A 17,952-nucleotide genomic window follows, 5' to 3' on the forward strand; every position below is an offset into this window, starting at 1 on the left:
CTTGGCGCATGCGCCCGTGCTTTACGAGCTCGCCTCGGTCACGCGGACCTTCCGCACGCCGGCCCTCGACGTCCGCGCCCTCGACGACGTCTCGTTCACGCTCGCCGAGGGCGAGCTCGCGGCCATCGCCGGCCCGAGCGGCTCGGGCAAGAGCACCCTGCTCGCCGTCCTCGGCCTGCTCGACGCGGAGGTATCGGGCGAAATCACCCTGCGCGGCCAGAGCGTCCGGCGCATGACGAGCCGCGAGCGTGCCCGCGCGCGCCTCGAAGGCATTGGCCTCGTCTTCCAGACCTTTCACCTCCTGCCGGCGCTCGACGTACGCCACAACGTCGCGCTCCCGCACTGGAAGCTCCACGGCCATCACGGCCGGGCCCTCGCGCGGGCCGAGGCCCTCCTTGCCGAGCTCGGCCTCGAAGCGCGCATCCGGCACGACGTCACGCGCCTCTCGGGCGGCGAAATGCAGCGCGTCGCCATCGCCCGCGCGCTCGTCAACGACCCGGCCGTCGTCCTCGCGGACGAGCCCACGGCGAACCTCGACGAGGCCAGCGCCGCGGCCGTCGTCTCGCTCCTGCGCCGCGCGAACGCCCGAGGCGCGGCGGTCGTCGTCTGCACGCACGACACGGAGCTGCTCGCCTCCTTCCCGCGCGTCCTCCGCCTGCGGCATGGTAGAATGGTCCCGTGAAGGCCGGATGGATCGGGGGTCGCCGCTTCGACCTCGCGTTTTTTTTCGGCAGCGCGCTCCTCGCCGCGCTCGTCGGGGCCTTCGCGCTCGCCGTCCCGCGGGCGATCGTGCCGCTCTTCGTGGCCTTCCTCGTCCTCGTCGACGGCCCGCATCTCGCGGCCACCTGGGCGCGCACCTACCTCGACCCGGGCTTCCGCGCGCGCCGCGGCCGCCTGCTCGCCGGAAGCCTCGTGTGGCTCCTGCCGGGCCTCGCCGCGTGGTCGATCACGCGCGTCACGGGCCTGCGCGCGCCGATGGATCTTTTCCTCCTCGTCGCGGCGCTCTGGAGTTTTCACCATGCCGTCCGGCAATCGTACGGCGTCCTCGCCATCTACCAGCACCACGCGCGCACCGCGCTCCCGGCACGAAAAACCGATCGCCTCTTCTTGCACGGCGCCCTCTGGCTCGCGTTTGGCCTCTTCTCGTTTGGTCACCCGCAGAATCGCGTTTTCCTCGGTTTGCCCGCGGATCCGCCGCGTTTCCTCGCGATCCTCGGCCTCGGCCTGCTCGGCCTGCTCCTCGTCGCGACGATCGCATATGGCATGTACCGACGAACCCGGTTCCGCGGCGAGGACGCTCGTCCCCTCCTGTATTTGCTCGGCCCTGCGCTCGGCCTCCAGCTCTTCGCGCTTTTCGTCGTCGGCTCCTTCGAGCCTCTCGTCCCGCGCCCCGAGGACCCCGAGCAGGCGTTCATGGCTTCCACGATCGTCGGGGGAATCGTGCACGGCGCGAATTACCTCGGCATCGTGGCGGCCGTCTCACGGCGCCGTTTCGAGCGGAACGACGAGCGCTCGCTCGCGGCCCTGTTCGGCCGCCGCCCGCTCGCGGCGTATGCCGCGTTCGTCCTCGTCTCGCTCGGATACCTCGCGCTCAATGCCGCGCGCGGCGTCCTCCCGAGCCTCGCGCCCGCCCCGCGCGGCGCCGCGCTCCCCGATCTTTTCCTCGTGATGTACTGGGGCATCTTCTTCCACCATTACTACATCGATCAAAAGATCTGGCACGTGCGCGAGGACCAGACGTTGCGATATGAGCTCGGCCTGGAGGCCGCCTCGTGACCGACGCTCGGCGCGCGCTCGTGCTCGGGGGCAGCGGATACGTGGGCCGCGAGGTCGTGCGCGCGCTCGCGGCTGCGGACGTGCGGGTCGCTTTCACGTACCAGCGCGCCGCCGCCGTCGCGGAATCCCTCGCCGCCGAGACGGGCGCACGGTCTTTCCGGACGAACCTCGCCGAACCCGCGGCGATCCGCGCCCTCTTCGACGCGCTCGACGCCGAGGACGCCGCGCCCGATCTGCTCGTGCATGCCGCCGTCATCTCCGATGCGAGCGCGCTCGCGGATGTCACCGATGCGCTCTTCGACGAGATGCACGCGGTCAACGTCCGCTCCGTGTACGTCGCGATGCAATCGTTCGCCGCGCGGCTCGCCGGCAGGCCCGGGGACGTGGTCCTCACGGCGGCGCTCGACGGCATCGCGAAGATCCCCTCGGCCGTGCATTTCGCCGCCACGCAGTCCGCGCGGCTCGGCATGACGCAGGCCCTCGCCAAGGAGCTCGGCCCGAAGGACGTCCGGGTGAACCTCGTCCTCCTCGGCGCGCTCGGCGGCGGCATCTCGGAGAGCCTCGATCCGGCCCGCCTCGCCGATTACAAGCGATACAGCGCATTCCAGCGCGTCGGCACGCCCGTGGAGGCCGCGCGCGCCATCACCCGCCTCGCGCTCCACAATCGCTGGATGACCGGCTCCATCCTGCCCATCACGGGGGGCTTGTGACGCCGCGCTGGGTCGGGCTCTTGCTCTTCGTCGTCCTCGTGCTCCACGCGGTCATCGAGAAAATGCCGCACGGGCTCTTGCCCGAGATGCTCTACGCCTGCCACGTGGCCACGGCCGTCCTCGCCGTCGGCGTGCTCCTCCGCAAGCCCGCGCTCGTCCTCTTTGGTTTTTCCTTCCATATCGGCGCCGGCCTCTGGGGCTACCTCTTCGACCTCTGCGAGACCCGCACGACCACCTGGACCTCGGTCCTCGTGCACGTTTCTCCGCTCATCGTCGGCGCGCTCGAGGTCCGCCGCTCGGGCCTGCCGCGATGGGCGCCGTGGGCCTCGTTCGTGTTCCTCGCCTCGATGGTCGTGCTCGCTTATTACGCGACGCCGCCCACGCTCAACGTGAACCTCGCGCACCGGCCGTTCCCGCCTGTCGCGCGCTACACCCCGGCCCTCTGGGCCACGTGGGTGACGAACCTCATCTTCGGATTTTTCCTCATCCACACGACCGATTTCGTGGTCCGGAAATGGCTGAAGCAGCAATGGCGGACGGAACAGACGAAGGCGTGATCCTCGGCGCCACGACGGGCCTCTGCGGGACGTGCAAGCGCACGATTCCGGCCGAGACCGTACGTATCGCGGGCAAGATCGTCCTGCGCAAGCGCTGCGAGCTGCACGGGCCGGAAGAGGTGCTCGTCTCGAGCTCCGCGGACTGGTACGAGGACACCGTCCGGCACGCCTCCGTCCTCGAACGCCCCGCCTCGCCGCGCCCCGTCTCCGCCGGCTGCCCCTACGATTGTGGCCCCTGCGAGCAGCACGAGCAACGCAATCACCTCCCGGTCGTCCCGATCACCTCGAAATGCGACCTCGATTGCCCCATCTGCTACACGCACAACAAAAACGAGGGCGCCTACCACATGTCCGAGGAGGAGCTCGCGGCGATCCTGCGGCACCTCGACCACGTCGCGCCGGACCGCCGTATCATCAACATCACCGGCGGCGAACCGACGCAGCACCCCGATTTCGAGCGTATCGTCGAGATGTGCGTCTCGGCCGGCGTCCGGCGCGTCACCATCTCCACGCACGGCCTGCGTTTCCTCCGCGACGAGGCGCTGCTCGAACGCCTCGCCCGTATCGACGCCCGCGTCATTCTCTCGTTCGACTCCTTCGAGCCCGAGGCGAACAAGAAAATGCTCGGCGGCCACCACCTGAACGCCAAGCTCAAGATCCTCGATCTCCTGGAAAAACACGCCGTGGCGACGACGCTCCTGCCCGTGCTCGCGCGTGGCGTGAACGACCACGAGGTCGCGGCGTTCATCGATCTCGCGCTCTCGAAGGATTTCATCCGCTCCGTCGAGTTCCACCCCATGACGTTCACGGGCCAGAGCGGCGTGAGCTTCGAGCGCAGCGCGCGCTACACCGCGTTCGACGCGCTCTCCGACATCGAGCGCCAATCGGGCGGCCGGATCGCGGTCCGCGATTTCGTCCCGTCCCCGCTCGCGCACCCGCTCTGTTATCAGATTGCATATCTCTTGCGCTTGAAGGACGGCCGCTGGCTCCCGTTCACCCGCTTCATGAGCCGCGACGATCTGCGCAGCCTCCTCTCGCAGGAGCTCTACATCGTGCCCGGCCCCGAGATGGAGCAGATCCTCACGGACGTCCTGAATCGCCTCTGGGCGGGCGACATCGAATGCGAGGAGGCCGACGCGGTGCTCGCCGCCCTGAAAGACCTCGTCGAGCGCATGTTCGCGCCGGGCACGGACGAGGCCATTCGTATGCGGATCGCCGAGATGCACACGAAGGCCATTTACGTGCACACCCACATGGACGAAGAGACTTTCGACACGGACCGCATTCGCCGCTGCTGCGTCGGCATGCCCGGCCCCGACGGCTCGAACGTCCCCTCGTGCGCCTACAACGTCCTCTACCGCGAGCGCGACGCGCGCTTTTCCCCGCGTCCCGCGACGCCGCTCGTGCAGCTCGGCCGCGGGAGGACCCGATGAGCGCGCGCCTTGCCGGAAAACGTTGCCTGGTGACGGGCGGCTCGCGAAACCTCGGCCGCGCGATTGCATTGGCCTTCGCACGCGAAGGGGCGCGCGTGGCGTTCACGTACCGCGATCGCGACGACGCGGCCGAGGAGACGCGGGCGCTGCTCGAAGCCGCGGGCGCCTCGCCGCTCGTGCTCAAAGGCTCGGTCTCGGACGCCGCGCACGTGACGGCCGCCGTGAAGGCGGTGGAGGTCGCGTACGGCGGCATCGACGTGCTCGTGAACAATGCGGCGCTCACGCAGGTCCTCCCGATCGCGCTCTTGGAAGAGTCGGAGTGGGACGCGGCGATGGATACGAACGTGAAAGGTCCGTATCTGTTCTCGCGCGCGGCGTTGAAATCGATGATCCGGTCCAAGAAGGGCCACATCCTGAACGTGGGTTCGTTCGGCGCGGACCGCGTCCTCGACGCGCCGGTCCATTACGCGGCCTCGAAGGCGGCGCTCGTCGGGTTTTCTCTGGCGCTCGCGAAGGAGATCGGCCGGTACGGAATCGCCGTGAATTGCCTCGTACCGGGCCTGCTCGAAACGGGCTTGTCCGCGCGATTGCCGAAGCACCGCGTCGAGAGTTACGTGGCGCAAGCAGCGCTCGGCAGGCTCGGCACGGCGGAGGAGGTCGCGGATCTCGCGGCGTGGCTCGTCTCGGACGAGAACTCGTTCATGACGGGCGGGCAGGTCGTGATCGACGGGGGACTTTGATTCTCCCGGTTTGTCAGACCACCACACCCCGCTTCTTCGCTTCCACCATGTTCACGAACGTCTGCACCGAGAAGAGCCCGAGGATCTGCACGGGCCGGAGCCCCGGCACGATGCGGTCCTTCGCCTCCGGCATCAGCTCGCGCAGCCGTTCGAGGCCCTTGTCGCTGACGACGCCGCCCGGCGCGAACTCCTCCTCGCTCATGTCTCCGCGCGCGGCTTTTTGCATCTCGCCCCGCGTGATCTGGATGCCGAACGTCCGCTCGATCTTGAACACGATATCGAGATAATCGAGCGACTCGGCGCCGAGGTCGGCCATCAGGAGCGACTCGTTCTTCACCGTGGCCGGATCGAGGGCGAGCGCCTCGGCGACGATGTGGCGGACCTTCTCGGCGATCTCGGGGTCGTTGGCTTCGGACATCACGCGCGATCCTACAAGATCACCAGTCCCACATCAATCCGGGCGGCAGCGAATCCGAGACCACCCGCCCGATCCGGTCGATCTCCGCGAGATCCGCCGCGCCGAGCGTGACATCCCCCGCGCGTGCATTCTCCCGCGCCTGCGCCTCGTTCCGCGCGCCCACGATCGCGCACACGCCCTCCTGCGCGAGGAGCCACGCGAGCGCGAGGTTTGCCAGGGTCACGCCGTTTCTCGCGGCGATCGGCCGGAGCTCATCGAGCGCCGCGAGCGCCTTTTCGAACGTCTCACCCTTGAAGAGCCGGTTGTCCACGCGGTTGTCGCCCTCGGCGAACACGTGCCCGCGCCCGAACTTGCCCGTGAGCAGACCCTGGGCGAGCGGTGAATACGCGAGCACCGAGATCACGTTCTCCTGGCAATACGAGAGCGTGTCCTCCACCGCCTTCCGGAAAAACAGCGAATAACAGGGCTGCAGGCTGTCCACCCGGCCCACGCGGCTCGCGGCCTCGATCTGCGCTCGATCGAAGTTCGAGACGCCGATCGCCCGGATCTTCCCCTGCGCCTTCAGATCCACGAGCGCGCCCATCGTCTCCTCGATCGGCACGACCTCGCTGCCGAAGCTGCCGGCGGGCCAGTGAATCTGGTAAAGGTCGATCCGATCCGTCCCGAGATTCCGGAGCGAGCGCTCGCACGCCTCGAACACCTTTTCTCGACGCAGGTTGTTCCACGACACCTTCGTCAAGATCACGATTCGCTCGCGCTCGCCGGCGAGCGCCTTCGCGAGGATCCGCTCGCTGTGCCCGGCCCCGTATTCTTCGGCCGTGTCGAACGTCGTCACGCCCGCGTCGAGGGCCGCCCGGTGCGCGGCGATCTGCGCGTCGTCGTCGATGCCGACCCACGACTCCTTGCCCGCCTGCCAGCCGCCGAAAATGACGGCGCTCACCTCAATCGATGTCGTCCCGAGCTTCTTGTACCTCATCGCTCCCTTGCTCCAGCGCGCTCGTGTTCTCGTCGATCCAGGAGAGAAACTCCGGCAGGCCCAGGGAAATGGGCGTCGCGACGATCTGCGGCAGCTCGTAGGAATGGTTCGCCCGGACGAACGCGACGATCGCGTCCCAGAGCGCCGCGCGCGAGAAGAGCGTCACGCGGTGCTCGGGGTGGGCGTGGATCGCGCCTTTCCATCGGTAATGGCTGGTCGTGATCGGCTCGATCTGGGCCGAAGCGGCGAGCCTCTGCGCGACCGCGGCGGCGCCGAGCGCCTCGGCCTCCTCGGGAGACCGTGTCGTGACGTGGACGAGGATGTGCCCGGATCGCATGGTTCAGCCTCCGAAGCCCGGATCCCAGCAGATCCCCTCGATGCAGTAATTCGTGGCGCAATCGGACGCGGCCATGCAAGGCGCGCCGATCCCGCAGCCGGGGCAGCCGCCGCCGCAATCCAGGTACGTCTCGCCGTAGTTCTGCTGCCCGTCCGTGCAATGGTTCACGCACGTCGTGCCCACGCAGACCATCGTCCCGCCGCCGCAATGCGTGCTGTCCAAACATCCCACGCAATTGCCGCTCCCGTCGCAGACCCCGCCGGTGCAAGGCGTTCCAGCATTGCGAGGCCCGCTCTGCGCCACGCCCTCCATGCACACCGTCGCGACGCAGGGCGACGGGGGCTCGGGTGGATCGGCCGCGAACACCGTCGTGACGATGCCATTCGCGCTGCACGCGGGCGCCATGCAATCACCCGGCGTCGGATCGGGCAAGAGCGTCCCGGCCGTCACCGTGTTCGTCACGCAAATGCCCTGCTGGCAGGTGACCGGCGCGCACGGGTTGGCGGGGCCGCTCTGGCACGAGGCATCGTCCATGCAGCCCTGGCATTTGCCCGCGCCGTCGCAATGCAAGAGCCCACCGAGGCCGCAGGGCGAATCCGCGGCGCGCGGCGCGTTCATCGGCGTCGTGCCCTCGCAGACGTCCTCCGTGCATTCGTTCACGTCATTCGAGACATCGTCCGGATCCGGCTCGGTCACGAGCGCGCCGTCCTTGCAGACCTCGCGCCGGCAATCGGCGGGCGTCGTGTCGTACACCTCGCCTTCCTCGCAGGTCGCGAGGCGCAAATCGGGTTCGATCCCGAGCACGACCTGACAGCCGCCGAGCCAGCCGAAGGCGACGAGGGGCGCGAGACGGGAGAAGCTCGGCTTCATGGTCATGCCTTGAAATACGAATATTCCGCGGCCCGCGGCGCGAGCCTCCGCTCGAGCGCCGCGAGCGCCTCGTTCGAGGGGGACGCGAGCGCCCGGCCAATGGTGAGATTCTGCCGTACCTCGGCCGGGCTCCGCATGCCCACGATCACCGTGTCCGCGTGATGGGCGCCGTACCCGATGAGCTCCTCGGGCGTGGCCGTGCCGTCCGCGAGGATCCGCCCCGCGGCCATCACCTTCATGCCGATCACGCCCATTCCGCGACGCCGCGCCTCGGGCACGACCGTCGTCAGGAACGGCAGCCGCGCCGGATCGGCCGGGTTGATCGCGCAAAGCACCGTGTCGAAATCGTACCGCCGCATCGCCTCGACCAGAATGGCCGGATCGTGATGCCCGGTGATCCCCACGAACCGGATCCGACCGTCCTTCCGCGCCGCCTCGACGGCCTGGATCGCGCCTCCCTTGCCGAAGATTTCGTCGAGATCCTCGCGCGAGCGCAAATCGTGGAGCTGCCACAGGTCGAGGCGGTTCGTCCCCAAACGTTTCAGGCTCTCGTCGAGCAGGCGCAGGCTCCCGTCGCGGCTCCGCTCGTGGGTCTTGGAAGCGAGAAAGACCTGATCCCGCGCCCCCGGGGGCGCCTGCCGGAACGCCTCGCCGTAATAATCGAGCGAGCCTGCATAGGCCGGCGCGGTGTCGCAATACCGCACGCCGAGCCGCAAGGCTTCGAGGATCATCGGCACGGCCTCGCGCTCGCGGTTCCACGTCCGCAAGATCCCCTCGCCGCCGAGCGATACCGCCTCGACGAGCGCGCCCGTGCGTCCGAGCGTGCGCGTGGCCGCCGCCGCCGGCGCCGCGGGGACGGGCGGCGATGCCGGGGCCGGCGGCGCTGCGCTCGTCTCGCCTGCGCCTGCCGTGGTCCCGCTGCTCGTGGTTTTGCAACCCGCGACCGCCGCCGCAGCAGCCACGACCTTGAGCACGCCCCGCCTCGAAAGTTCGTCTGCCATCGTGTTTCGCTCCCCGAAAAAGGATGGACCGGAACGACCGCCGCGGGAAGACCTTCTCGACGGCCGATCTCGCGCGAGGCACAATATCTTCATGACGTTCGAGACGTCGAGGCTCCTCGCGCGGCCGTTCGAGGTGAGCGACCACGAGGCATTCCACCGTATCTGGGGCGACCCCCGCGTGATCTGGTGGGGCGCCACGCCGGACGCCGCCGCGAGCACGCGCAAGCTCGGCGAGGTCCTCGAGCGCGTCCGGCACCTGCCCGCGGGGCAGGGGTGGTTCGCCGTCGTCGAGAAGGCCTCCGGGGTCATCGTGGGCGATGTGGTCCTGATCCCGTACGTGACCGAGCCCGATCTCGAGCTCGGCTGGCATTTCGCCTTCGATTCCTGGGGCCAGGGGTATGCGACGGAGGCCTCGCGTGGGCTCGTGCGCTACGCCTTCGCGTGCGTGAATGCGACCCGCCTCGTGGCCGACATCGTCCCGGACAACCTGCGCTCGATGCGCCTCGCGGCGCGGCTCGGCATGCGCCGGATCGGCGACCGCGTCCGGGCCACGTTGCCGCACGTCGTGCTCGCGCTCGAGCGCGCCGAAGCCGAGGCCGCGTCGTGGTGGCCCGGCGCGCTCGTCTCGCCTTGAGTTTTACAGGCAAAACCTGCGGACGACGTCGAAGAGGACCTCGGTCCCCCATTTCAACCCGTCGACCGGGATGCGCTCGTCGTGGCCGTGGAAGAGCTCCGCGAAGCGCAGGCCCTTCGGCATCTTCACGGGGGAAAACCCGTACCATTTCGCGCCGAGCCTCGTGAAATACTGCGCGTCCGTGAAGCCCGGGATCATGTAGGGCACGACCGTGGCCCCGGGCTCGCGGTCGAGGATCGCCGCGCGGATCGTGTCGAAGAGCGGGGAATCGACGGGGTCGGTCGCGGTGGCCGGCGCGCTCCTCACGACCTCCAGCGAGACCTCCGGCCCGAGCACCGCGCCGAGCTCGCGCAGGAAATCGGCCTCGGTTTGTCCGGGCAGCGTTCGCCCGTCGATCTCGGCCTCGGCGAAGCCGGGGATCACGTTCACCTTCGCGCCCGCGCGCAGGATCGTCGGCGATGCCGTGTTCGAGAGCATCGCGCCGACGCTGCGCGCCATCGAGCGATCGGGCAGGGCGCGCAGGACGTGCGGCGCGATCGCGGGGTGCAGGAGTTTGCGCAAGAGGGCGCGGAGCGGCGCGGGCTGCTTCGAGGCGAGGCCGTCCACGAAATCGCGGATGTAGGGCGTCACGTGCACGGGCAGCGGTTTTTCGCCGAGCCGCGCGATGGCCTCCGCGAGCTTGATGACGGCCGAATCCTCGCGAGGCATCGAGCCGTGCCCGGGCTCGCCGCGCACGCGCGCGCGCACCCAGCAGATGCCCTTCTCCGCGACCTGGATCGGATAAAACGTGGCCTTGCCGAGGTGTAGCGTGTAGCCGCCGCTCTCGCCGATCGCGTACTCGGCGCGCACGAGATCGGGGTGGTTCTCCACGAGGAAACGCGAGCCATGATCGCAGCCCGCCTCCTCGTCCGCGACGGCGGCGAAGATGATGTCGCGGCGCAGGCGCGGCTTTTCTCGGGCGAGGCGCGCGAGGATCGCCACCGACATCGCGGCCATGTTCTTCATGTCGATCGCGCCGCGCCCCCAGAGGCAGCCGTCCGCGACGATGCCCGAGAACGGCGGGTGTTTCCACGCGGAGGCCTCGGCCTCGACGACGTCGAGGTGCGCCGTGAGCAGGATCGGAGGCAGCTCGCCCGTGCCGCGCAGACGCGCGACCACGTTCGTGCGCTCGGGCGCGCTCTCGATCGTGCGCGGATCGAGCCCCGCGGCCGCGAGCTCGCCGGCCACGACCTCCGCGGCGGCGCGCTCGCGGCCCGGCGGGTTCGTGGTGTCGATGCGGAGGAGCGTCTGGCAGAGTCGGAACGCGTGCTCGCCGAGCTCACGATCCGGCGTTTTCGTGGAGGGATCCTGCGCGGTGACGGACGTCATGGCGGGGCGCATCCTATCAACCACGCGGCGCGAGGGTAGTGCTTTTCCGACGGCCGCCTTGCCGAGGCCGTGCCCGAGCGCGTATCCTCGAACGGCACGAGGCGCGAGGTCATGCACGGCAAGAAATGGCGCATCAGCACGCTTTCGGACGTCGTATGGATCGTGCCGCGGCTCGGCGCCGGCGCCGTGCCCGAGGACGCCTCGCCCGTCGCCCGGAGCTTCGCGGCGTGGCTCGTCGACGGATGGTTCCCGGACGAACCTCGCATACGCCCCCTCGTCGCCGACATCGCGGCCTTCCTCGCGGGCCCGCTCGGCGTGCGGGAGGGCGCGTCGTTCGCCGCGCAGCGGGCGCAGATCCGGCGGGCGCTCGAGAGCGGCGAGCTCCGCGCGTTCAAGATGGAGATGCAGTTCGTCCTCGCGGCTGGCGGACGCAAGGAGGAGCCGAAGGGCGAGAAGGTCGCCGCACGCGAGGAAAAAACCTGGTTCGGCATCGAGCTCGTGGACGACGACGATCCGCCGAAGCCCGTGCCGTTCAAGCGCTACCGTATCGAGCTGCCGGACGGAGCGACGCGCGAGGGCATGCTCGACGCGAATGGAAGGGCGCGCATCACGGGGATCGATCCGGGCACGTGCAAGGTCTCGTTCCCCGATTTCCACGGCGAGGATTGGCGCCGGCTCTAGCCGGCATACGGAGACATGGCGTGGGCAAAGAGCTCGTGCAGGTCGTGGAGTTCGTGCGCGGGCGCGCCCGCGGCAATGCCGTCGTGGAGCTGGCGCGCCTGAATTTGCTGGTCGGGCGGGCCCTGTCACGGAACGCCGAATCGATCCCGGACGAACCGGAGCTCGTGGCGCGCGCGTGGGCGTGTGCGCGCGAGATCCTGGAACACGAAAGGAAGGCAAAACGATGAGCTTTCACCTCGCTCCGAAGGCGGACCTCGAGCGCGGCATCACCACGGTCGGCGGGCGCCGGCTCGTGTTCCATTGCCACCATTACAACGTCTTTCTCCAGCGCACGATCGAGGACGCCCTGCAGGAGCGGGCCCCAGCGCTGCTCGTGGCGGCGGGGATGGAGGCCTCGCGCTCGATGTTGCAAGGGCTCGAGAACGACGCGAAGAGCGCCGCGGACGCGCTCGAGCTTGCGGCGGACACGTTCGCGGCGCAGGGGTTTGGCCGGCTCGACGTGCGCGGGCTCGGCGAGGGCGGCGGGCGGGCGACGCTCGATCATTCGCATTATGCGGTCGGCTGGGTCTCGCGCTGGGGCAAGCGGCCCACGCCGGGGTGCTTCTTCGTCGCGGGTTTCCTCTCCGGCGCGGTCGCGGTCGCTTACCGCCTCGCGCCCGAGCGCGTCACGAGCCGCGAGACCGAATGCGTCGCCGCCGGGGACGAGCGGTGCTCCTTCCGCGTGGAGGTGTGGTGATGGCCATCGACGAGCGCGTCATCGTCGAAACCGTGGCCGGCATGGGCCTCGCTGGCAACGAGGAGGGCCTCATCCCGGCCTTCGGTCTGTACCTGACGAACCATTACGCGGATTTTTACAACCGCATCTCGTTCGGCGTGCTCCGCGCGCTCGTCCGGGAAAACCCCGAGCTCACGGAGGACGCCATTGCGCTCCTCACGGAGGCGGCGCACGTCTGCGCTTTCCACACGTTCGGCGGCATCATGGCGTCCGTCGAGTGGGATGGCCTGGTGCAGCCCATGATCGAGAGCCGCGAGGACTGGGTGCACGGCATGATCGCGGTCGTGAACGCCTTCGGCTGGGGCCGCTTTCGGGTCGCCGAGCTTTTGCCCGGCGAGCGGCTCGTCGTCGAGCTGCGTGACAGCTACGAGTCGTCCGGGTACCTCGAATCGTATCCGCGGGCCGACGGGCCACGTTGCTTCCTCGCGAACGGCGGGATGGCCGGGCTCATGAACCTCCTTTACCAGGGCGACATCACGCGCAGGCCCGCGCTCACGGAGGAGCTTTATCGCGAGGTGTTCAGCCACCCGCGATCCTTCCGCTCCCGCGAGCGCCTTTGCGCCGCGAAGGGCGATTCGCACTGCGAGTTCGTCGTGGAGCGAATGCAGGGATGAACGTGGAGGCCTCGGAGGACCGGCGGAGCTTCGCTTCGTACGGGCAGGTCCTCGACGTGGTGGATGTCGGCCGCGTGCGGATCACGCGGCGTTACGGCTGCATCCGGCGTGATCAGTTCGAGATCGTAACAAAGGAGCCGTTTCCTCCGGCTTTTCGTGATTGGCTCACGTCGCGCGGCGAGCTTCGCGAGCGGCCCGCGCTGTACGTGATCGAGGTCCCGGGTGCTTTTCAGCTCACGGTCGCGCCGCGCGCGGGCCGCGCCATTTTGATGCCTCGCCTTGCAACGGACCTCACGTGGCAAGCGAAGGCCGCGCGCGAGATCGCGGAGACCCTCGACAGCATGTTGGACCAGGGCTCCTGCCTGGCCATCCCGCCGTAAGCGGGGTAGAAGGCCAGCGTGGACCTCGTGGAAATGCAGGCGCGGATCGCGGCGCTCGAGGCGCGGCTCGCCGAGGAGATGCTGGCCCGGCAAAAGCTCGCCGAAGAGGTCGACCTGCTGCGGGCCGTGCTCGACGAGATGCCCGTGGGGGTGATCGTCGAGGATACGTCGGGCCGGCATCGAATCTACAACGCGCATATGCGTGCCATCGCGGGCGAGCCCGGGTCGCGGGGCATATTCGTCTCGGATGGCGTTTCACCGGCGCCCCCGGAGCGTGATCCGACACGGCGGGCGCTCGGCGGCGAGGTGGTCGACAACCTCGAGAGCCTGCTCGCCGCGACCGACGAAGAGGGCCGCGGCACGTGGATCTCGCAGTCCTCGCGCCCGCTGCGCGACGCGAAGGGCGTGGTGCGCGCGGCCGTGACGGTGACGCGCGACGTGACCGAGCACAAGGACATCCTGCGCGAGCTCGACGAGGCGATCGTGGCGAGCGACGACGAGAAGCGCGCGCTCATCGATCGGCTGGAGGCGGGGATCGACGCGCTCTCGACGCCCATCATCGAGGTATGGGACGACGTACTCGCGCTGCCCGTCATCGGCGCAGTGGACGATCGGCGCGGCGCGGAGATCACGTCGCGGCTGCTCGACGCGGTCGTATCGCGGGGCTCGCGCTTCGTGATCATCGACTGGACCGGCGTCGACACGATGGACACGAACAGCGCGCGCCATTTGCTGGATCTCGTCCGCGCCGTGGAGCTCGTGGGCGCCGAGTGCATCCTCACGGGCATTCGCCCGGCCGTGGCCGTCTCCTTGCTCCACCTCGACGTGCGGTTCGAGCACCTCCGGCTCTTGCGGAACGTGAGATACGGCCTGCGGCATTGCTTCGCCCGGCTCGGCCGTCGCGCCGGAATGCCCGGGCGCGGCGCGGGGTGACTCGAGCGCGGCGGAGATCAGCGGGGCCGCGTCGTCGGCCGCGCCGTCGTCTCCGCGAACGGCAAGCGCATGACGAAGGTGGCTCCCTTGCCAGTACCCTCGCTGTGCGCCGCGATCGTGCCGCCGTGCAGCTCGACCAGGTGTTTGACGATCGCGAGGCCCAGGCCGAGCCCGCCGTGCGTGCGGGTCATTCCGCTGTCGGCCTGCCGGAACTTGTCGAAGACGTGCGGCAAAAAGGCGGGCGTGATGCCTTGCCCGTCATCGGTGACCGAGAGCTCGATCGACCCCTCCACGCGGCGGAGGTGCACGCGCACCGAGCCCCCCTTCGGCGTGAACTTGATCGCGTTGCCCAGCAGGTTCGTCACGATCTGGAGCAGCCGGCCCGGGTCGCCGTGGACGCGGCCCTGCGTTTCGACCAGGCTCTCGACGCTGATCGTTTTGGCCTCCGACGCCGGGCGGACGGCGTCGATCGCCGATTCGACGATGCCCGCGAGCTCGAGCGACTGGACGCTGTTGAGCTGCAGTTTGCCCGCGACGATACGCGAGACATCGAGCAGATCCTCGATGAGCGCGACCTGCGCGCGGATGTTCCGCTCCACCGTGGCGAGCGCGCGCTCGCGCTTCTCGGCGGGGAGGATGTTGTCGCGGAGCATCGTGGTCCAGCCGAGCGAGGCATTGAGGGGGCTGCGCAGCTCGTGGCTGAGGAGCGCGAGAAACTCGTCTTTCGCGCGATTCGCGGTCTCCGCCTCGGCGCGCGCCCGGGCCTCGGCGTCGTAGAGGCGCGCGCGCTCCATGGCCTGCGCGCAGAGGCGCGCGAGCGTCGTGAGCTGCGCCCGGTCCGAGTCGCTGAACCTCCGGCGCTCGTCGAACGAGAGGACGAGGACCCCGAGCCCGCGTTCCTCGAACAGCAGGGGCACGGCCGCCAGGGCCTCGTGGCCGGGGGAACGTGACGACGCGATCTGGGGATATCGCTCGGCTGCGGCGGCCGCCGACTCGAAGAAGAGCGGCCGCTGCTCCCGGACCGCGTCCGTCATTGGGAGCGGGTGGGTGATCGGCACGTAGGGCCACGGAGAGGGCTCCGCTTCCTCGTTCCCGACCGATTGCAAGATCGCGAGCTCCGTCCCGTCTTCCGTCAACATGCCGAGGACGGCCCGCTTTGCGCCGAGGCTCACGCGACCCTGCGCGACCGCGATCTCGGCGACCTGCATGCTCGTGTGCGCCTCCGACAGGGCCGCGGCCACGCTCATCAGCCGGTGCAGGTTCTGGCGCTTCGTGGCGGCGCGCGCCTCGGCCGCGCGCAAGGCCGTCACGTCGACGACGGTCATGGCCACGCGCGCGACGCGGCCGTCCACGCGCACGGGAAAGTAGCTCGTGAGCGAATATCGATGCCCAGATCCCCCGGGAATGGGCCGGGCGACCTCCAGGTTGAGGAGCGGCTCGCCCGTCTCGAAGACCCGCTCGAGGCGCTCGATTGTCGTGGCCGTCTCGGCGTCCTCGGGCAGCGCCTCGGCCAGCGTGTGCCCGACCTGGGCTTCGGAGGGCAGGCCGTGCATCTCGGCGAGCGCGGCGTTGATGCGCTCGCAGCGCAGGTGCACGTCGAAGATCGCGATCCCGATGGGCGCGCCGGCGATGACGGCGTCGAGGACCGCGGCGCTGCTCGCGGCCTCGGCCTGGGCGCGTTTTTCACGGGCGACGAGCTCCGCCCGCTCCCTTTCGAAGAGCATGGCCTCGCGGACGCGGAGGTTCTCGGCGCGGCGCCAGAGCTCGGCGAACGCTGCGACCTTCGCGCGCAGGATGTCGGGATTGAAGGGTTTGGGCAGGTAGTCGACGGCGCCGTGGGCATACCCCTTGGCTTGATAGGCGTCGTCGCGGTGAAACGCCGAGATGAAAATGATCGGGATCTCCCGCGTGCGTTCGAGCCTCCGGACCAGGGCGGCCGTCTCGAAGCCGTCCATGTCCGGCATGTTGACGTCGAGCACGATGACCGCGAACTCGTTGCTGAGGAGCTGCCGGAGCGCGTCCCTGCCCGAGCCTGCGCGCATCAAATGCAGGCCGAGGGGCTCGAGCACCACCTCCAGGGCGAGCAGGTTCGCGGGGTGGTCATCGACCAGGAGCACGGAGGGGACAGCGGAGGGGGAGGACGGCGGGCAGAATTCCTGGCTCATGAGGTCAGGGTCGGCACACGGGGTGGTACGTCGTCGCGGCCCCGAGTGTAAAACGTTTGGGAATTCGAATGGTAACCGATTCGAAAAAATCTTCGTTGGTGGCGAGATTGTCGCGGGGAATAGTATGCCAATCCAATGTTCTGGAGGGTTGCGTCCGCGACGAAGACCGGCTTTGCCGGGAGGATCATGCGATATCTGAAGGAACGCGGGAAACTCCCGACGCACGACTGGGGCACGGTCCGCATGGATCGGACGTGTGTCCGTGGCTTATCGTCAGTCCTGGAATGAAGGTGCTTCCCGTGGGCGACGGGTCTCTCACGAGTGGCCTCATGCGCGTCATCGAGGCGTCGCTCACAGGTCCGCTCGCGCATGCCTTTCGCAATACGCGTGTCCCCGATCCCGTGGTGCTGGTCTTGTGCAAGGGAAGCGGATCGGATGCGGGGAGCATCGAATGCGCCGTCGAGTCGACGGAGCGCGCCGCCAAGGTGCTCGTCGATATGGCCGCCGCGCGAGGGGACGACCAGCCTGCCCGGGTCGCTCGGGTGCTCCGCACCCTGGACAGGCCTCTCGGGTTCGTCCCCTGCGTCGCGGGCGCCGACGACAAGATCGTGCTCGTGCTCCTCGAGCTGGCCGCCCTCGAAAACAGAGGCGCGAACAACAATGCTTTGTGATGAGCCTCCTCGAACGCATGCGCCGAAGGGTCAATCATGAGCAAGGAACCGAGCCCCAATGACACCGCACTCCGTGGTCCCCAGCATCCTGCTCGTCGATGATCATCCCTCGAACCTGCTCGCCCTGGGAGCCGTGCTGGAGCCTCTCGGAATGCACCTCGTGCGGGCGAGCTCGGGCAAAGAGGCGCTCACGCACCTGCTCCGCGAGGAATTCGCGGCCATCGTGCTCGACGTGCAGATGCCGGACATGGACGGTTTCGAGGTCGCCGCGCTGATCCGAAGGCGCGAGCGCACGAAGGAAGTGCCGATCATCTTCATCTCGGCGATCCACCGCGACGACAATTATCAAGCCAAAGGGTATGCGCACGGCGCGGTCGATTACATTCCGAAGCCGTTCAGCCCCGACGTCCTGCGCGCCAAGGTCTCGGCGCTGGCCGATTTCTGGCGCCGCGGCGAGCTCACGCGCATGCGCGAGGCCATGCAATTCGAGCGGGAGCGAACCGAGCTCGTCGCCCGCGAAAAACGCGCGCTGGCCGAGGCCGCGAGGAGCGCCGCGGTGCTCGAAGCGGTGGTCGGACGGTCGCCGATCGGCCTCGCCATCATCGACGCGGATCTGCGCTGCGAGCGCATCAATGCCACGCTCGCCCGGACGATGAACTGCGCGCCCGCCGAGGCGCATCTCGGCCTCCCGCTGGCCGAGATTCTCCCCGAGGGGCCGGATACGGTGGCCCTCGCCGAGCGCCTTCGCCAGGTCTTCACCACGGGCGAGCCACTCCTCGACGTGGAGGTCGCCTGGCAGGCGCACCGCCGCGCGCTCGCGAGCCTCCATCCGGTGTGCGTGGAGGGGCGCGTCGAGCGGGTCGCGTTGACCGTCGTCGATAAGCTCAGCCGTCACGCCGAGGGTTGAGGGGCC

22 protein-coding genes are annotated in these 17,952 nt (G+C 69.0%); 15 read left to right on the plus strand and 7 right to left on the minus strand.

The features are described 5' to 3' along the window. Nucleotide 1: 1 nt before the first annotated feature. The 6 genes from QHF84_RS37715 to QHF84_RS37740 are packed head-to-tail and all read left to right on the plus strand — an operon-like array spanning nt 2 to nt 5,216. Nucleotides 2-682 carry an ABC transporter ATP-binding protein gene (locus QHF84_RS37715; protein WP_281318382.1) on the plus strand — a complete coding sequence of 227 codons (681 nt, stop codon included), beginning with the start codon at nt 2-4 and terminating at the stop codon, nt 680-682. Further along, nucleotides 679-1,776 carry a hypothetical protein gene (locus QHF84_RS37720; RefSeq protein ID WP_281318383.1) on the plus strand — a complete coding sequence of 366 codons (1,098 nt, stop codon included), beginning with the start codon at nt 679-681 and terminating at the stop codon, nt 1,774-1,776. Before QHF84_RS37715 ends, QHF84_RS37720 begins: the two co-directional genes overlap by 4 nt. Then, complete coding sequence (locus tag QHF84_RS37725) at nt 1,773-2,486, plus strand: SDR family oxidoreductase (RefSeq protein ID WP_281318384.1); 714 nt, start codon at nt 1,773-1,775, stop codon at nt 2,484-2,486. Before QHF84_RS37720 ends, QHF84_RS37725 begins: the two co-directional genes overlap by 4 nt. Then, nucleotides 2,483-3,043 (plus strand): hypothetical protein, encoded by a 561-nt coding sequence (locus QHF84_RS37730; protein ID WP_281318385.1) that lies wholly within the window; start codon nt 2,483-2,485, stop codon nt 3,041-3,043. The genes QHF84_RS37725 and QHF84_RS37730 overlap by 4 nt, the downstream gene beginning before the upstream one ends. Further along, entirely contained in the window at nt 3,016-4,476 is a 1,461-nt protein-coding gene (locus QHF84_RS37735; protein ID WP_281318386.1) for a radical SAM protein, read from the plus strand. The genes QHF84_RS37730 and QHF84_RS37735 overlap by 28 nt, the downstream gene beginning before the upstream one ends. Next, entirely contained in the window at nt 4,473-5,216 is a 744-nt protein-coding gene (locus tag QHF84_RS37740; RefSeq protein WP_281318387.1) for an SDR family oxidoreductase, read from the plus strand. Before QHF84_RS37735 ends, QHF84_RS37740 begins: the two co-directional genes overlap by 4 nt. Nucleotides 5,217-5,229: 13 nt before the next feature. Here QHF84_RS37740 and QHF84_RS37745 read toward each other — a convergent pair whose 3' ends face one another. The 5 genes from QHF84_RS37745 to QHF84_RS37765 are packed head-to-tail and all read right to left on the minus strand — an operon-like array spanning nt 5,230 to nt 8,818. Beyond that, nucleotides 5,230-5,634, minus strand: a complete 405-nt coding sequence (locus tag QHF84_RS37745) for a phosphopantetheine-binding protein (protein ID WP_281318388.1) — start codon at nt 5,632-5,634, stop codon at nt 5,230-5,232. Between the two features lie 19 nt (nt 5,635-5,653). Then, nucleotides 5,654-6,610, minus strand: a complete 957-nt coding sequence (locus tag QHF84_RS37750; protein WP_281318389.1) for an aldo/keto reductase — start codon at nt 6,608-6,610, stop codon at nt 5,654-5,656. Next, nucleotides 6,576-6,947 (minus strand): divalent-cation tolerance protein CutA, encoded by a 372-nt coding sequence (gene cutA / locus QHF84_RS37755; RefSeq protein WP_281318390.1) that lies wholly within the window; start codon nt 6,945-6,947, stop codon nt 6,576-6,578. The genes QHF84_RS37750 and cutA overlap by 35 nt, the downstream gene beginning before the upstream one ends. Before the next feature lie 3 nt (nt 6,948-6,950). Beyond that, a complete protein-coding gene (locus tag QHF84_RS37760) occupies nt 6,951-7,817 on the minus strand; it encodes a hypothetical protein (protein WP_281318391.1) in 867 nt (288 codons plus the stop codon). Nucleotides 7,818-7,819: 2 nt separating this feature from the next. Next, complete coding sequence (locus tag QHF84_RS37765) at nt 7,820-8,818, minus strand: aldo/keto reductase (protein ID WP_281318392.1); 999 nt, start codon at nt 8,816-8,818, stop codon at nt 7,820-7,822. A 91-nt stretch (nt 8,819-8,909) separates the two neighbouring features. Between QHF84_RS37765 and QHF84_RS37770 the strand changes: the two genes are divergently transcribed. After that, the gene (locus tag QHF84_RS37770) at nt 8,910-9,452 is read left to right on the plus strand and encodes a GNAT family N-acetyltransferase (RefSeq protein WP_281318393.1); all 543 of its coding nucleotides are present in this window, start codon (nt 8,910-8,912) and stop codon (nt 9,450-9,452) included. 3 nt (nt 9,453-9,455) lie between these two features. Here QHF84_RS37770 and QHF84_RS37775 read toward each other — a convergent pair whose 3' ends face one another. Further along, a complete protein-coding gene (locus QHF84_RS37775; protein WP_281318394.1) occupies nt 9,456-10,820 on the minus strand; it encodes a M20/M25/M40 family metallo-hydrolase in 1,365 nt (454 codons plus the stop codon). A 111-nt stretch (nt 10,821-10,931) separates the two neighbouring features. Here QHF84_RS37775 and QHF84_RS37780 point away from each other — a divergent pair, with 111 nt between their 5' ends. The 6 genes from QHF84_RS37780 to QHF84_RS37805 are packed head-to-tail and all read left to right on the plus strand — an operon-like array spanning nt 10,932 to nt 14,203. Next, nucleotides 10,932-11,501 carry a hypothetical protein gene (locus tag QHF84_RS37780; protein ID WP_281318395.1) on the plus strand — a complete coding sequence of 190 codons (570 nt, stop codon included), beginning with the start codon at nt 10,932-10,934 and terminating at the stop codon, nt 11,499-11,501. 20 nt (nt 11,502-11,521) lie between these two features. Next, the gene (locus QHF84_RS37785; RefSeq protein ID WP_281318396.1) at nt 11,522-11,728 is read left to right on the plus strand and encodes a hypothetical protein; all 207 of its coding nucleotides are present in this window, start codon (nt 11,522-11,524) and stop codon (nt 11,726-11,728) included. After that, nucleotides 11,725-12,237, plus strand: coding sequence for a 4-vinyl reductase (locus QHF84_RS37790; RefSeq protein ID WP_281318397.1), 513 nt, complete (start codon nt 11,725-11,727; stop codon nt 12,235-12,237). Before QHF84_RS37785 ends, QHF84_RS37790 begins: the two co-directional genes overlap by 4 nt. Continuing rightward, nucleotides 12,237-12,890, plus strand: a complete 654-nt coding sequence (locus QHF84_RS37795; protein WP_281318398.1) for a V4R domain-containing protein — start codon at nt 12,237-12,239, stop codon at nt 12,888-12,890. Before QHF84_RS37790 ends, QHF84_RS37795 begins: the two co-directional genes overlap by 1 nt. Beyond that, nucleotides 12,887-13,270, plus strand: a complete 384-nt coding sequence (locus QHF84_RS37800; protein WP_281318399.1) for a hypothetical protein — start codon at nt 12,887-12,889, stop codon at nt 13,268-13,270. The genes QHF84_RS37795 and QHF84_RS37800 overlap by 4 nt, the downstream gene beginning before the upstream one ends. An 18-nt stretch (nt 13,271-13,288) precedes the next feature. Continuing rightward, the gene (locus QHF84_RS37805) at nt 13,289-14,203 is read left to right on the plus strand and encodes an STAS domain-containing protein (RefSeq protein ID WP_281318400.1); all 915 of its coding nucleotides are present in this window, start codon (nt 13,289-13,291) and stop codon (nt 14,201-14,203) included. Nucleotides 14,204-14,220: 17 nt separating this feature from the next. On the opposite strand, the gene QHF84_RS37810 is transcribed toward QHF84_RS37805, so the two are convergent. Then, on the minus strand, nt 14,221-16,368 hold the full coding sequence (locus QHF84_RS37810; RefSeq protein ID WP_281318401.1) for an ATP-binding protein: 2,148 nt from the start codon (nt 16,366-16,368) through the stop codon (nt 14,221-14,223). A 299-nt stretch (nt 16,369-16,667) separates the two neighbouring features. Between QHF84_RS37810 and QHF84_RS37815 the strand changes: the two genes are divergently transcribed. After that, on the plus strand, nt 16,668-17,039 hold the full coding sequence (locus QHF84_RS37815) for a hypothetical protein (protein WP_281318402.1): 372 nt from the start codon (nt 16,668-16,670) through the stop codon (nt 17,037-17,039). Nucleotides 17,040-17,097: 58 nt separating this feature from the next. Beyond that, entirely contained in the window at nt 17,098-17,946 is an 849-nt protein-coding gene (locus QHF84_RS37820; protein WP_281318403.1) for a response regulator, read from the plus strand. Nucleotides 17,947-17,952: the final 6 nt, after the last annotated feature.

This window comes from Polyangium sp. y55x31, from assembly GCF_029946505.1.
GTDB lineage: Bacteria > Myxococcota_A > Polyangia > Polyangiales > Polyangiaceae > Polyangium.